Origin of the sequence: Arthrobacter sp. AFG20 (genome assembly GCF_002892795.1) — a bacterium.
Classification (GTDB): domain Bacteria; phylum Actinomycetota; class Actinomycetes; order Actinomycetales; family Micrococcaceae; genus Arthrobacter.
This window is the reverse complement of record NZ_PJMC01000009.1, coordinates 55,999-70,575: the sequence shown is the minus strand read 5'-3', so window position 1 is coordinate 70,575 and position 14,577 is coordinate 55,999. Positions and strand designations below refer to the sequence as shown.

The following is a 14,577-nucleotide window of genomic DNA, read 5'->3' as shown; positions in this document are numbered from 1 at the left end:
GCGGCGCGGAAACGAACGGGCAGCAGTGAATTCACGGGGCAGCGCCGGACCGGACCTTCGGGTCGGGCCGGCGCTTTTGGTTTCCTGTGGTTTTTCATTGACAAACCAACATGAACGAAGATAAAGTCAAGTACTTGCAGATCTGTGACAGCGGTCACGGTGACAGATCTGGAATCGACAGGTGCAGGTAAGACGCACTGCAGTGAAACGCAGTGCAGTCAGTACGCAATGGAGGGTATGTGTTTGCCGAGGAGCGTCAGCAGCAGATCGCCGGGCTCGTTGCAGCCAGCGGCCGCGCCAGCGTGACCGACCTCGCCGAGCGCTTCCGCATCACCACCGAAACCGTCCGACGGGACCTGGCTGCCCTGGAATCGGCCGGCACGGTGCGCCGCGTCCACGGCGGGGCCGTTTCCGCAGACCGTTTCAGCACCACGGAGGAGAGCATCCTCGAGCGGACCATCCAGCGGCAAGCGCAGAAGCTCCGCATCGCCGAGGCCGCTCTCGGCTTCCTCCCAAAGGGACCCTCCAGCAGCATCCTCCTGGACGCCGGTTCCACCACCGAAGTCCTCGCCGACCTCCTCGCCCGCCGCGGCGCCGCGGCGCCGCCCAAGCCGGCCGATCCCGCCCAGGAGCTGCTGGTCATCACCCACGCCGTTCCCATCGCCGCCAAGCTGGCCAGCACACCCGGCATCGCCCTGCAGATTCTGGGCGGCCGGGTCCGCGGGCTCACGCAGGCCGCGGTAGGCCAGGGGACCGTGGAAGCGGCCGGCAAGCTGCGACCGGACATCGCCTTCGTGGGGACCAATGGCATCCACGCCCGTTTCGGCCTCAGCACACCAGACCCTGAAGAAGCCGCCGTCAAGGCTGCCTTCGTCCATTCGGCACGCCGCATTGTGGTGCTTGCCGATTCGTCCAAGCTGGAAGCGGAAACGCTCGTCCAGTTCGCCTCGTTGAAAGATCTGGATACCGTGATCACTGACCGCAAACCCGGCTCCGAACTAGCTGCGGCCCTCGCTGAGGCCGGCGTGGAGGTGGTAGTCGCATGATTGTCACCCTCACTGCCAACCCCAGCCTGGACCGGACGGTGGCGCTGCCCGGCCCGCTCGAGCGGGGCGAAGTCCAGCGCGCTGTTTCCGTCCGCCAGGAGTCCGGCGGCAAGGGAGTCAATGTTTCCCGCGCCCTCGTGACCTCCGGCCTCGAGACACTGGCGGTGCTGCCCGGCGGAGAGTCAGATCCCGTCCTTGCGGGCCTGCGGGATGCCAAGGTGCCTTTCGCTGCCCTGCCCATCCATGAACCGCTGCGCACCAATGTGGCGCTCACTGAGCCCGGGGGCGTCACCACCAAGATCAATGAGCCTGGACCGGTCCTCAGCGACGAAGCGCAGGAGGCCCTCATCGACCTCCTTCTGGAACGCTCGCAGGGCGCCAGCTGGGTGGTCCTGGCGGGTTCGCTTCCGCCCGGCGTCCCAGCCGACTTCTACGCTACGGTCACCCGGCGGCTGCGCAATGCCGATGCGGGGGCCGGCGTTCCGAAGATTGCTGTCGATTCCTCCGGCGCTCCCCTGGCAGCGGCCGTCGCCGGCGACACAGCAGACGCGGCGTCCGGAAAACCGGACCTGCTTAAACCCAATGCCGAGGAGCTGGCGGAACTGGCCGCAGCAGCAGGTTTTTCCTCGGCAAGCACGGCTGAGGAACTCGAAGCGGATCCGTACGCTGCCGCCGCGGCAGCTGCCGCCGTCGTGCGTTCCGGTGTGGGGGCCGTGTTGGCAACGCTTGGTTCAAAGGGCGCTGTCCTCGTGACGGCCGACGGCGCGTGGCTGGCCACGCACCCGCCGGTCACCGCAGTCAGTACGGTCGGCGCGGGTGACTCGTCGCTGGCCGGCTACCTGCTGGCCGCCAGCCAGGGCGCCGCCCCGGCTGACTGCCTCCGCCAGGCTGTGGCGCATGGCGCCGCCGCCGCTTCCCTGCCGGGCTCCACCGTTCCGGCAGTCCACCAAACAACCCCCGACGCCGTAACCATCACGGCCCTCCGGAAGGATTGACAGTGACTCAGCTCATCACCGCGGACCTGGTCGAGCTTGACCAGAACCTGGGCAATTCGCCCGAGGACGTGATCCGGCACCTGGCCGGCCGTGTCGCCGACAACGGACGTGCGAGCGAAGTTGAAGGCCTCTTCACCGACGCCTTCGCCCGCGAGCAGAAGACAGCTACCGGCGTGCCCGGCGGCATCGCCATCCCGCACTGCCGCTCGGCTGCCGTGACCGAACCGACTCTTGCCATGGCACGCCTGTCCCAGCCCGTCGACTTCGGCGCCAAGGACGGCCCCGCCGACCTCATCTTCTTCATCGCTGCACCGGCCGGCGCCGACCAGGAGCACCTGAAGCTGCTGTCCAAGCTCGCCCGCTCCCTGATCAAGAAGGACTTCACCGCTTCGCTCCGCGCGGCCACCTCGCGGGAAGAAATCGTGCAGCTCGTGGACAATGCGCTGGCGGACAAGCCTGCTGCCGCCGCTGCACCCGCAGAGACCGCCGCCGCTTCCCCGGGTGCTGCCGCCGGCGGCGCCACAGCCGGCGCTGCTTCCGGCGGGCCGCGGCGCCTAGTCGCCGTTACCGCCTGCCCCACCGGCATCGCGCACACCTATATGGCCGCAGACTCCCTCGTGGCCGCAGCCAAGGAAGTGGGCGTGGACCTGCAGGTCGAAACCCAGGGCTCCTCGGGCGCCAAGCCGCTGGACCCCGCAGTCATCGCCGCTGCCGACGCCGTAATCTTCGCCGTCGACGTGGACGTTCGCGGCAAGGAGCGCTTCGCCGGCAAGCCGGTCATCAACGCACCGGTCAAGCGCGGCATCGACGAGCCCGCCAAGATGGTCCAGGAAGCCTTGGATGCGGCAGACAACCCGCGGGCCCGCCGGGTTCCGCACTTCGGTGCGGAGGAGCAGGCCGAAAAGGAAGCCACCGAAAAGGGTGAGCACATCGGCCAGAAGTTGAAGAAGGCACTGCTCACCGGCGTCAGCTACATGATCCCGTTCGTGGCCGGCGGCGGCCTGCTGATCGCGCTGGGCTTCCTGCTCGCCGGTTTCGACATCGCACTGGGCACCAAGGCCAATGACATCCTGGCCAACAACTCCCTGGTCAATCTTCCCGACGGCAACCTCGCGCTGTACCTCGGCACCGTGTTCTTCAAGATCGGTGCCCTCTCGATGGGCTTCCTGGTTCCCGCCCTCGCCGGCTACATTGCCTACGCCATCGCCGACCGTCCGGGTATTGCACCGGGCTTCGTTGCCGGTGCTGTGTCCGGCTTCATGGGCGCCGGCTTCCTCGGCGGTATCGTCGGCGGCCTGCTCGCCGGCTACATCGCCCACCTGATCGGAACATGGTCAGTGCCGCGCTGGCTCCGTGGCCTGATGCCCGTCGTCATCATTCCGCTGCTGGCCTCCATCATCGCCTCCGGCGCGATGTTCCTGTTCCTGGGCGGACCGATTGCCGCCATCACCGTCGGGCTGAACACGTGGCTCTCCGGCATGTCCGGCGCCTCGGCCGTAGTCCTTGGCATCATCCTCGGCCTCATGATGTGCTTCGACCTGGGCGGCCCCGTCAACAAGGTTGCTTACGCCTTCGCCGTCGCCGGCCTCGGCGCGGGCAGCGCCACCAACCAGGCCCCCTGGCAGATCATGGCCACCGTGATGGCCGCAGGCATGGTCCCGCCACTGGCGATGGCCCTGGCCACGGTCCTGGACAAGAAGGTCTTCAGCCTGGCCGAGCGCGAAAATGGCAAGGCGGCCTGGCTGCTGGGCGCCTCCTTCATCTCCGAGGGTGCCATTCCGTTCGCAGCGGCCGATCCGCTGCGCGTCATCCCCGCCAGCATGGTAGGCGGCGCACTCACCGGCGCACTCACCATGGCGTTCGGCGTCACGTCCCAGGCACCCCATGGCGGCATCTTCGTGTTCTTCGCCATCGGCAACGTGCTGATGTTCATCGTCTCCATCCTGGCCGGAACCGTGGTCACGGCGTTCATCGTGGTGGCCCTCAAACGCTGGGCTGCCCGCAAGGCCGTTGATACGGTGGAGACCGTCCCTGTAACTGTCTGATCCCGCTGTCCGTCAGCACTCCAACCCCCCCCACACTGCAATTGCAAGGAGCAGAAATGTCCGAACGTAACGCAACCGTCGCCAGCCGCGTAGGCCTGCACGCCCGCCCCGCCGCCATCTTCGCCGAGGCCGCTGGCGAGTTTGACCTCGACATCACCATCGCCCGCGAAGGGGAGCCTGCCGACGAGGCCATGGACGCCGCCAGCATCCTTTCCCTCATGAGCCTTGGCGCATCACACGGCGACGTTGTGGTGCTGCGGGCCGAGGGTGACGGCGCCGACGCCGCCCTCGAGCGCCTGGTTCAGATCCTGGAAACGGATCACGACGCCGAATAGGCACCAACGCTTTTACGGCCGGTTTCCGCCGCAGTCCCCTTAAGGGACGGCCGGCGGAGGCCGGCCGTAGCCGTTTCCGGATGGTTCTGCCGCTGGTGGGTGACGAGGGGGACATCACGCCTGATCAGCGGGCTATTCTGGCTAAGTAAGCAACCTTAGTAGTTTCTTGTTTTTGATTCTGCGCCCTACTAGCTTGGAACTGTGGCCAGCCATTGATGACCGGCGGAACTGCCGGGCTGAAGGAGGATGACAGAGTGGAAACCTTGCAGGAAAGCGTGGACGTCGAGGTACCAGTCAGCACCGCCTACAACCAGTGGACACAGTTCGAATCGTTCCCGCGATTCATGAAGGGCGTCGAGTCCGTCGAACAGATCGACGAAACCTCCCTCCATTTCCGCACCAGCGTGGCGGGCGTCAAGCGCGAATACGATGCGCAGATCCTGGAACAGACGCCGGACCGGTGCATCGCCTGGGTCAGCAAAGACAAGCCCCGCAATGCCGGCAGAGTCACCTTCGAGAACCTGGGCGAGGATCTCTGTCGCGTGAACGTTGAACTCGAATGGGAACCGGAGAGCCTGCTGGAGAGGGCCGGAGCCGCCGCCCACGTTGATGAGCAGCAGGTGTCCTCCGACCTGGCACGGTTCAAGGAGTTCATCGAAACCCGGGGCATCGAGACGGGCGCCTGGCGTGCCGCTGTGAACCGGGGCGAAGTGGAAAGTCCGGGAGCCCACTGACCTGGTCCCGCGCTGACCTGATCCCCGATCGTTCACTTGCGACCGATCTTTCCCTCACGGAGGTAGCCATGCCAGAGAAGAAGAACCCGAGCCTCAAAGATCCCGAACTCTACGAAGAGCTCCGCGACGAGGGGGCCTCTAAACAGAAAGCGGCCCGCGTCTCCAACGCGGCAGCCAAGAAGGGACGCTCCGAGGTAGGCCGCAAGGGCGGCAAGTCCGGCGACTACGAGGACTGGACCGTTGATCAGCTCAAGGCCAAAGCCAAGGAAATCGGCCTTAAAGGGTATTCAGGCAAGAAAAAGAGCGAACTCGTCTCTGCGCTCAGGAATTCCTGAGCGGGTGCAGGTGCGGCCACGCGGCGGAGCGCCCGTCCTTTCAGGCGCCTTTCCGCGCGGTCTTCGCGGTGGACTTGGCCGCGGTGCCAGTCTTCGACGCCGTGCCGGATTTGGCTGCGGCACTGGTCTTGGAGGCGGTGCCGGTCTTCGTCGCTGTCCCGGTCTTCGATGCCGTGCTGGATTTGGAAGCAGCGCCGGTCTTGGAAGCAGTGCCGGTCTTAGAAGCAGTACTCGTCTTCGAAGCACCCGCGGTCTTGCTGCGGCCACCGCGCTTGGCGGGTTCGGCCGGCTCGTCTTCAGCCGACTCGTCCTCACTCGACCCTTGTGCGGCCGCCCCTCCCGCGCGCTTCTTGTCGAGGCTGCGCTTCAGGGCCTCCATCAGGTCGATCACTTCGCCGTTGCCACCCTCGGCCTCAGCACCGAACGTCTCTTCCGTGTCCAGCGCGTCGCCCTTTTCCAGCTTCGCCTCGATAAGCTGGCGAAGCTGTGCCTGGTAGTCGTCGGTGAACTGCTCGGGCTCGAAGTCGGAGGCCATGGACTCCACCAGCGCGGCGGACATCTCACGTTCCTGCGCGGAAATGCGGATAGAGGTGTCCAAGGCCGGAAACGCTGCTTCCCGGACTTCGTCCGCCCACAGCAGCGCCTGGAGCATCAGGACGTCGTCGCGAATCCGCAAGGCACCCAGCCGCGTCTTGTCCCGCAGCGCGAACTGCACCACCGCCACGCGCTCGGTGTCCTCCAGCGCCCTGCGCAGCAGCATGTAGGCCTTGGGAGACTTGGAGTCCGGCTCCAGGTAATAGCTCTTCTCGAACATGATCGGGTCCAGCTGGTCCGAGGGCACGAACTGCACCACTTCGATCTCGTGGCTGTTCTCCGCGGGAATGGCCTTGAGCTCCTCCTTGGTGAGGATCACTGTCCGGCCGTCGTCCTCGTACGCCTTCTCAATGTCGGAGTAGTCAACGACCTCGCTGCAGACCTCACAGCGGCGCTGGTAGCGGATCCGGCCGCCGTCGGCGTTGTGCACCTGATGGAGACTGATGTCGTGGTCCTCCGTGGCGCTGTAGACCTTCACCGGGACGTTGACCAGCCCGAACGCAATGGCGCCTTTCCAGATCGCTCTCATGGGACAAGTCAACAGCACACAGGGCCGGAGGTGAAGCCCCATGGCCGGAGGTAAGGAACGCGTGCGGGTCGGCGGCCGCGAACTGACCCTGACCAACCTCGACAAGGTGATGTATCCCGCCACCGGCACCACCAAGGCGGACGTCATCGCCTATTACGCCGCTGTGGCCCCGGTTCTGATCCCCGCCGCCAGGAACCGCCCGGCAACCCGCAAGAGGTGGGTGCACGGAGTAGGAACCGCCGACCAGCCCGGTGAGATGTTTTTCCAGAAGAACCTCGACGAGTCTGCCCCGGGCTGGGTGCCCCGCGCCGCCATCACGCACAAGACCAACACCAACTACTATCCGCTGGTCAACGATCCGGCCACCCTCACCTGGCTGGCACAGATCGCCTCGCTGGAGATCCACGTGCCACAGTGGACGGTGGACTCCCACGGCAGCGCCCTGCCTCCCGACCGGCTGGTCCTGGACCTCGATCCCGGGGAAGGCGCAGGACTGCCCGAATGCGTGGAGGTGGCCAAGCTGGCGCGGACCATCCTGCAGGACGTGGGGCTTGATCCCATTCCGGTCACCAGCGGCAGCAAGGGGATCCATCTGTACGCCGTCCTGAACGGGACACAGACCTCGGATGAGGTCTCCGCCTTCGCCCGTGAACTGGCCAGGGCCCTGGAAGCCGACCATCCGGACCTGGCGGTCAGCGACATGAAGAAGACCCTCAGGACGGGCAAGGTCCTGGTGGACTGGAGCCAGAACAACGCCGCGAAGACCACCATCGTTCCCTATTCGCTCCGCGGGCGCCTGCACCCCACCGTGGCGGCTCCGCGGACCTGGCGGGAGTTGCGTTCGCCGTCGCTGAAACACCTGGACTATGAGGAGGTCATGCGCCGGGTGGCGGCCGGCAAAGATCCCTTCGCCCCGGTCAGTGCGGCCACCGGGCACGCCGGCGCAGGCCACACCGGCGGCGGCCGGGCTGACGGCGCCGGCAACGCCAACACTGCCCACCCGGGCTCCACACCCCCGAAAACCGCCGGACCGCGCGGCGGCGGGCACGCGGACCCCCGGCTGAACAAGTACCGCTCCCTGCGCGACCAGGGCAAGACACCGGAGCCGTTCACCGCGGAAGAGCACCACGAGGCAAAGGCCAACGCCGTTGGGGCACAGGCGGGCAAGGAGATCTTCGTCATCCAGGAGCACCACGCCAGCCGGCTCCACTTCGACTTCCGGCTGGAGCACGAGGGCGTGCTCGTCTCCTGGGCGCTGCCGAAGGGCGTGCCGGAGTCAGGGGACAAGAATCATCTGGCGGTACAGACCGAAGACCACCCCATGGACTATGCCGACTTTGAGGGCGACATCCCCAAGGGCGAGTACGGGGCGGGCAGCGTCAGCATCTGGGACAAGGGTGTCTATGAGCTCGAAAAATGGGTCAACGGCAAGGAAGTCATCGCCACACTGACGGGCCGTGAGGGCGGCGGGCTTGGCGGCACCAGGAGGTTCGCCCTGATCCATACCGGGAAGGGCCACGGCGAGGAGTCACAGTGGCTCATCCATCTGATGGACAGGGTCCCCGGAACACGGAAAAAGCCGGGCAGCACCAAGGAAGCGGCCGGCGCCAAAGAACCGGCGAACCCGGCCCGCACGGCCACCTCGAGGCCGGCAGCAACCCCCCGAAGGGACAGCCTCCAGGAGGACCCTGCTCCCATGCTCGCCTCGGCGGGCACCCCGGCGGACCTGCACGGCAGCGACTGGCTCTTCGAACTCAAATGGGACGGGATCCGCGCGCTCGTGGTGGCGGACGGCGATCGAATCAGGCTCCTGAGCCGCAACGGCAACGACATGTCGGCCAGCTATCCCGAATTCACGGACAGGAGCTGCTGGCCCCCGCAGGACTTCATCGCGGACGGCGAGATCTTCGCCGTCGGGCCTTCCGGGCGGCCCGACTTCGGGCTCCTGCAGGGAAGGATGAAGCTGACCAGGCCGGGCGACGTGAAGCGGGCCCGTGCCACCATCCCGGTTCGAATGATGCTGTTTGACCTGCTGGCCGACGACGGCGATGACCTGCGCAGGTTGCCCCTGAGGAAGCGGCGGGAACGTCTCGCCGACTTCTTCGAGCCTCGCGGGTGTCCGGTGGAGCTGTCGGAGACCCTGGACGAGAAGGTGGAGCACATCCTGGAAAGCGCCCGCGAGCTGGGCTTGGAAGGCGTGATGGCCAAGCGCGCGGACAGCCGCTATGTGAGCGGGCAACGGACGCACACGTGGATCAAGCTCAAGATCGAACAGACCCAGGAAGTGGTGGTGGGCGGCTGGCGTCCGGGCAGGGGCGACCGGTCCAACACCGTGGGATCACTGCTGGTGGGTATTCCGGACGGCAAGACACTGCGGTATGTGGGCCGTGTGGGAAGTGGCTTCAGCATGCGTGAACTGGAGGAACTGCGGAAAAAGATGGAGGGTCTGGCGCAGAAGGCATCGCCGTTCGAAGACGTTCCCTCGGCGGACGCGGCGGACGCGCGCTGGGTAAACCCGGCCCTGGTGGGGGAGGTGACCTTCGGCGAGTGGACCGGGAGCGGCAAGCTTCGCCACCCGGTATGGCGCGGCTGGCGGCTGGACAAGGAACCGGCGGAGGTGGTGCTGGAATCCCCGTGGCACTGACGGACCCGTCATGCCAGCTCAAGCCAGCCACATGAAACCGCCTGGCGTCGCCCGCATTCGGGCGTCGCCAGGCTGTTTCGTATTGCCAGATGATCAGGACGAGTGCGGCATCTGCGGACGGCCGGTCCGGTGGATTGCCGTCACAGCAGCACCCTGTCCCCCGCGGCCGGGGCTTGCGCCGTGTTCCTTGGGGTGGCGCCGTTTGCCGTTGCCATCCGGCCACTGCTTTGCCCCGCCCATTGCCGCTGTCACGGCCAGGGTCTCGGGAGTGGGCAGAGCCGGCCTGTCCATCGATTCCGCCAGATGCGCAGCGACATCCGGCTTGATGCTGCTTCCGTTGTGGGAGTCGGTCATTTGTTCTTCCTTTCCGCGATGAAATGAAGTGTCCCCATATGAGATCCATGATTCCGCCGGCACCGGATAGCAGAAAAGAGCTTCTCCAGCGACGAATCATTGCGAAGCCAGAAACCTGAATAGGCGGAGTTGGTTGCGGCGGCGATTGCCGGGCGCAGCGGCCAAAAGCGGCTGGCCTAACAGCGGGCTATGGCCGCCATGGCGCGTCCATTACTCGAAGATCAGTGTTCCCATGGGTCCACCTTAGGCAGAATCACGCCGTCCGGGAAGAGACTACTGAGGCATCGGCCCCGTTCAGTCGTCGGCCCCGGTCCGGAAGGATCCTTCCCACACCGCCCGGGATCCCGCTTCCCCGACGATCGCCACGGAGGCTACGGCACCACCGCAGAGCACCAGGGCGACCACGACGGCGACAATCCCCGCGATACGGGACCCGACGGTGCCCATTCGCCGCCTCATTCCCTCTGCCTGCGCGGTGCCGTAGCGGAACCACAGCCACTGGGCCAGGGCCACGAGGAACACGCCCACCACCCACGGCAGGAGCATCCCGGCGAGCTGCATGTGGGCACTGATCCGCGGTGTGACATCAACACGGTCCAAGAGCCACGCGCCGGCCGCCGCAGTGACCGGCACCAGGATCAGAGCCATCAGGGCAACCAGTGGCGTGACAATCCCCAAACGCCGTCGGGCGGCCGGCCAGAGAAGGCTCAGCAGCGTGCAAAGGGCCGCGAGCGGAACGAAGACCACCGTGGCGTGGACGAGCAACACATGCATCGGCAGACCGCTGATCTCGTAGTCCATGGCGAACACCCTGTCTGGAAGTTATGAACCGTCTGGAAGTTATGAACGCTCAGTCCCGCCCTCCCGGTCCGTCGTCCCGGGTCCTGAACCTGGACCTAACCAATCAGACGAGTACCGCGGCTGAACGGTTCAATCAACGACCCTCCGCCGCCGTTTACACCCGCCCGGCGGACCGGAATCGGGGTGCCTGGAAGGCCGGATTCGGCGCAAAATCGGGCTTGAAAAGCACAGTTCCACAAAAATGTTTGATAACGATCGCTGGCGCCGCGGAAAATCCGCATGATGGCGGGGCCAAATCGGCCAAAACAAATCTGACTTCAGTCCCGTTTGGCCCCCTAAACCGGAGGATCATACGGCACCGAACTCTCGAAATCCATGGAAATCCCGTAAAATTGAAGGCCTGCCCGGAGCGGGGCAGCTACAAGTCGCAAGCAAATGACCTCCACAGGAGTTGCCCAAATGCCCACAGACCGAAGCACGACCGACTCTTCAGCAGGCGCCAGGAACGCCAGCGGAACTGACCAGGCCGCACCCCGGGGTGCGAAGAAACCAAAGCTGCTCGCGCGGCGCCGGCTCAAGGTATCCGACGTTAACGTCGTTGACCAGCCCATGCTCAAGAAGGCCCTCGGCGGCACGATCGTGGGTAACACCATGGAGTGGTACGACGTCGGCGTGTTCGGCTACCTCATCACCACCATGGGGCCGGTGTTCCTGCCGGAAGCGGACAAGAGCGTGCAGACGCTGTTCCTCCTGGGCACGTTCGCTGCCACCTTCATCGCCCGCCCGCTCGGCGGCGTCGTGTTCGGCTGGCTCGGCGACAAGGTCGGCCGCCAGAAGGTCCTGGCGGCCACGCTGATGCTGATGGCGGCGAGCACCTTCGCCGTCGGCCTGCTGCCCGGCTACGCGCAGATCGGCATGTGGGCAGCGGCCCTCCTGGTGGTGCTCAAGCTAGTGCAGGGTTTCTCCACCGGCGGCGAATACGCCGGCGCCACCACTTTTGTGAGCGAGTACTCGCCTGACAAGCGCCGTGGCTTCTTCGCCAGCTTCCTGGACATGGGCAGTTACCTCGGCTTCGCCTTGGGCGCCGCGCTGGTGTCTGTGCTGCAGCTGACCATGGGCCAGGCCGCCATGGAGGACTGGGGCTGGCGCCTGCCGTTCCTGATCGCGGGTCCCCTGGGCCTGATCGCCGTGTACTTCCGAAGCAAGATTGAGGAGTCGCCCCAGTTCCAGGCCACGCTGGACGCCCAGGAGGAACTCGCCAAGGATGCTGCCGCCGGTGATGACGCTGCGGCAAAGGGCCCTGTGGGCATCGTCAAGGCTTACTGGCGCTCAATCGTCGTGGCCATGATCCTCGTGGCCGCGGCGAACACGGCCGGCTATGCGCTGACGTCCTACATGCCCACGTACCTCACCGAGTCCAAGGGTTACGACCCCGTCCACGGCACGCTGCTGACCATCCCGGTACTCGTGGTCATGAGCCTTTGCATTCCGCTGACCGGCAAGCTCTCCGACCGCATCGGCCGCCGCCCGGTTCTCTGGATCGGTGCCGTCAGCACAGTGGTCCTGGCTGCCCCGGCGTTCATGCTGATCGGCATCGGCAGCATCTGGTCAACCCTTGCCGGCCTGTCGCTGATCGCGTTCCCCGTGACCTTCTACGTTGCGAACCTCGCTTCGGCACTGCCGGCGCAGTTCCCCACGGCCAGCCGCTACGGCGCCATGGGCATTGCCTACAACTTCTCCGTGGCAATCTTCGGCGGCACCACGCCGTTCATCGTGGATGCCCTCATCAACGCCACCGGCAACGACATGATGCCTGCCTACTACCTGATGGCTACCTCGGCCGTTGGTGCCGTGGCCATCTACTTCCTCAAGGAATCCGCCCAGCGCCCGCTGCCCGGCTCGATGCCCAGCGTGGACACCCCGGCGGAGGCCCGTGAACTTGTGGCCACCCAGGACGAGAACCCGCTGCTTGACCTCGACGAACTGCCGTTCGAGACCGTCGATGAACTGAACCGGGACCTGGGTAAGGACCTCGACGACGAACTGAACCGCGACGACGAACTGAAGGTGCCCGCCCGAGCCTGATGCTGCAGGCTGTTGGCGCCGAAGGCTGGCGCGACTGAAGGCCCGTCCGGTGTGCCCCTTCCGAGGGCGTACCGGACGGGCCTTCGCGCTGCCCTGGCCTTCGCGCTGCCCAGTCGAACCGGCCCTGTTGCCTGTCTCACTTTGTGACGCAGCCCGCGGTGAGATCTTTGCGGCGGTGCTACCTTCGTAGGGTGAAGAGGGACGTGCCGTGCAGTCTGTAGTGCACCACCTGCGGCAGCTCCACAGCCTGGGCCCCGCCAACAACGACCACCTCTCCGCATGGCGTGTGGCCATCAGCGTGGCCGTCCCCTCCCTCGTCCTTCTGCTCGCCGGCAGGCCGGAGCTCACCATTTACGCCGTGTTCGGCGCGCTCACCGGTATGTACGGCCGCTCGGAGCCGCACCAGCTCCGGCTCAAACACCAGCTCCAGGCGGCACTGGTCCTGCTGTCGGGCGTGACCGTGGGCGTGTTCCTCTCGGTCAACGGCCTGCACTCATGGTGGCTCGTTGGCATCGAAGCCCTTCTGGCCGGCGTGGGTTCCGTCTATTCGGACAAGGTCCATCTCCGGCCCAACGGCCCCTTCTTCGGGATCCTTGCCCTGGGCGCCTGCGCCTCAGTTCCCACCGCCGTACCCTGGTACGTTGCGTTGCTCATCGCCGCCGGGTCCGCCGCCTTCTCCCTGCTCGTGGGATTCGGCGGCTGGGTCCGCGGCAGGGCATGGCGGCGCGGCGCGGCGCGGCCGTCCGCCCGGCTGCGGGGAGCACTGCGCCGCCGGGCAGCCCTGCACGCTTCCCGCTACGTGCTGGCCGTCGGCGCCGCCGGCACCATCGGCGTCCTGACCGGAAGTGGCCACCCGCACTGGGCGATGGCCGCCGCGGCGGTTCCCCTCGCCGGCGCGGACCTGCCCAGCAGCGTCCACCGCGGCATCCACAGGATCATGGGGACGTTCCTCGGGCTGGTGCTGGTCGCCGTCGTACTTCTGCCCGGGCCTTGGGCTCCGCTGCACTTTTTCCCGGGAGCGGAGGCCGCGGTGCTGGCGCTGCTGGTGATCGTCTTCCAGTTCGGCACCGAGCTGTTCATGACCCGGCACTACGGGCTGGCGATGGTCTGGTTCACTCCGGTGATCCTGCTGATGACCCAGCTGGCGGCACCGGCGGACCCGCAGGTGCTCATCGTCGAACGCGCCGTCGAGACCGTGGTGGGGGCCGGCGTCGGAATCCTCGTGGTGCTGCTTATCCGCTCGCGCCGGAACCGGCGCCCGGCTCATGCGGCCGGCGCGGCGGCCCGGCCGTAAACCTGTCCGGCACCACGCGGACGACGGCGGCCAGCACCTTGTAGCGCTTGGTCGGGATGGAAACAGCCTTCCCGCGCTCATTGTCCGCCAGCGCTTCCCGGACCACGCGCCCCGGCCGCAGCCACGTCCAGCCAGGGGCCACGGACTTGTCCATCCCCATCCGGTCATGGAACTCGGTGTGGACAAATCCGGGGCAGACGGCTGTTACCTTCACGCCGCGGGGCGAGTAGGCAAGGTTCGCCCAGCGGCTGAAGCTGAGCAGCCAGGCCTTCGCTGCCGAGTAGGAACCGCGGGGAAGGAAAGCCGCCACGCTGGCCACGTTGATGATCCGGCCGGAACCGCGGGCCAGCATGCCCTGAAGGGCGGCGTGGCTGAGCTCCATGGCCGTCTGCACGTGCAGCTTCAGGTGCTTCCTCTCGTCCTCGATCGGGTTCTCGTCGAAGTTGTGCAGCAGCCCGATTCCGGCGTTGTTCACCAGCAGGTCCACCGGCCGTGAGGGGTCGGAAAGGCGTCCGACGACGGCGGCCACGCCGCCGTCGTCGGTCAGGTCCGCGGTCAGCACCTCAGCTGTGGTTCCGTACCGCCGCTGCAACTCGTCGGCCGTAGCCTGCAGCCGTGCCTTGTCGCGCGCCACGAGCACGAGGTTGTTCCCCTTTTCGGCGAGCTGGCGGGCGAATTCGGCCCCCAGTCCCGCGGTGGCGCCGGTGACGAGGGCTGTGGGTCTGGCGGTGTTGGGCGTCATGGCAACAGCCTAAGCCCGCAGCACCGATGAATCGGTGCTGCTTG

Annotated in this window: 13 protein-coding genes; 9 read left to right on the top strand and 4 right to left on the bottom strand. The window is 66.4% G+C overall.

The features are described 5' to 3' along the window. Positions 1 to 239 precede the first annotated feature (239 nt). The 6 genes from CXZ05_RS12255 (at position 240) to CXZ05_RS12230 (ending at position 5,490) form a co-directional block, all read left to right on the top strand. The gene (locus tag CXZ05_RS12255; RefSeq protein WP_102972876.1) at positions 240 to 1,046 is read left to right on the top strand and encodes a DeoR/GlpR family DNA-binding transcription regulator; all 807 of its coding nucleotides are present in this window, start codon (positions 240 to 242) and stop codon (positions 1,044 to 1,046) included. Next, positions 1,043 to 2,041: a 1-phosphofructokinase family hexose kinase gene (locus CXZ05_RS12250; protein ID WP_102972875.1), complete on the top strand. Its 999-nt coding sequence runs from the start codon at positions 1,043 to 1,045 to the stop codon at positions 2,039 to 2,041. Before CXZ05_RS12255 ends, CXZ05_RS12250 begins: the two co-directional genes overlap by 4 nt. A 2-nt stretch (positions 2,042 to 2,043) precedes the next feature. Then, entirely contained in the window at positions 2,044 to 4,086 is a 2,043-nt protein-coding gene (locus tag CXZ05_RS12245) for a fructose-specific PTS transporter subunit EIIC (protein ID WP_102972874.1), read from the top strand. A 56-nt stretch (positions 4,087 to 4,142) separates the two neighbouring features. Then, the gene (locus CXZ05_RS12240) at positions 4,143 to 4,421 is read left to right on the top strand and encodes an HPr family phosphocarrier protein (RefSeq protein ID WP_102972873.1); all 279 of its coding nucleotides are present in this window, start codon (positions 4,143 to 4,145) and stop codon (positions 4,419 to 4,421) included. 254 nt (positions 4,422 to 4,675) lie between these two features. Further along, entirely contained in the window at positions 4,676 to 5,155 is a 480-nt protein-coding gene (locus CXZ05_RS12235) for an SRPBCC family protein (RefSeq protein ID WP_102972992.1), read from the top strand. A gap of 68 nt (positions 5,156 to 5,223) precedes the next feature. Next, entirely contained in the window at positions 5,224 to 5,490 is a 267-nt protein-coding gene (locus CXZ05_RS12230; protein ID WP_102972872.1) for a Rho termination factor N-terminal domain-containing protein, read from the top strand. 40 nt (positions 5,491 to 5,530) lie between these two features. On the opposite strand, the gene CXZ05_RS12225 is transcribed toward CXZ05_RS12230, so the two are convergent. Further along, positions 5,531 to 6,613: a Ku protein gene (locus CXZ05_RS12225; protein ID WP_102972871.1), complete on the bottom strand. Its 1,083-nt coding sequence runs from the start codon at positions 6,611 to 6,613 to the stop codon at positions 5,531 to 5,533. Between the two features lie 40 nt (positions 6,614 to 6,653). On the opposite strand from CXZ05_RS12225, the gene CXZ05_RS12220 reads away from it, so the two are divergent. Next, entirely contained in the window at positions 6,654 to 9,257 is a 2,604-nt protein-coding gene (locus tag CXZ05_RS12220; protein WP_102972870.1) for an ATP-dependent DNA ligase, read from the top strand. Between the two features lie 93 nt (positions 9,258 to 9,350). On the opposite strand, the gene CXZ05_RS12215 is transcribed toward CXZ05_RS12220, so the two are convergent. Both CXZ05_RS12215 and CXZ05_RS12210 read right to left on the bottom strand, forming a co-directional pair. Then, positions 9,351 to 9,611 carry a hypothetical protein gene (locus CXZ05_RS12215; protein WP_102972869.1) on the bottom strand — a complete coding sequence of 87 codons (261 nt, stop codon included), beginning with the start codon at positions 9,609 to 9,611 and terminating at the stop codon, positions 9,351 to 9,353. A 294-nt stretch (positions 9,612 to 9,905) separates the two neighbouring features. Further along, entirely contained in the window at positions 9,906 to 10,412 is a 507-nt protein-coding gene (locus tag CXZ05_RS12210) for a DUF2231 domain-containing protein (RefSeq protein ID WP_102972991.1), read from the bottom strand. A 459-nt stretch (positions 10,413 to 10,871) separates the two neighbouring features. Between CXZ05_RS12210 and CXZ05_RS12205 the strand changes: the two genes are divergently transcribed. Continuing rightward, positions 10,872 to 12,497 (top strand): MFS transporter, encoded by a 1,626-nt coding sequence (locus tag CXZ05_RS12205; protein ID WP_102972868.1) that lies wholly within the window; start codon positions 10,872 to 10,874, stop codon positions 12,495 to 12,497. 208 nt (positions 12,498 to 12,705) lie between these two features. Then, complete coding sequence (locus tag CXZ05_RS12200) at positions 12,706 to 13,791, top strand: FUSC family protein (RefSeq protein WP_102972867.1); 1,086 nt, start codon at positions 12,706 to 12,708, stop codon at positions 13,789 to 13,791. Here the strand turns inward: CXZ05_RS12200 and CXZ05_RS12195 are convergent. Beyond that, on the bottom strand, positions 13,730 to 14,533 hold the full coding sequence (locus tag CXZ05_RS12195) for an SDR family oxidoreductase (protein ID WP_102972866.1): 804 nt from the start codon (positions 14,531 to 14,533) through the stop codon (positions 13,730 to 13,732). The two genes, CXZ05_RS12200 and CXZ05_RS12195, sit on opposite strands and share 62 nt — an antisense overlap. Positions 14,534 to 14,577: the final 44 nt, after the last annotated feature.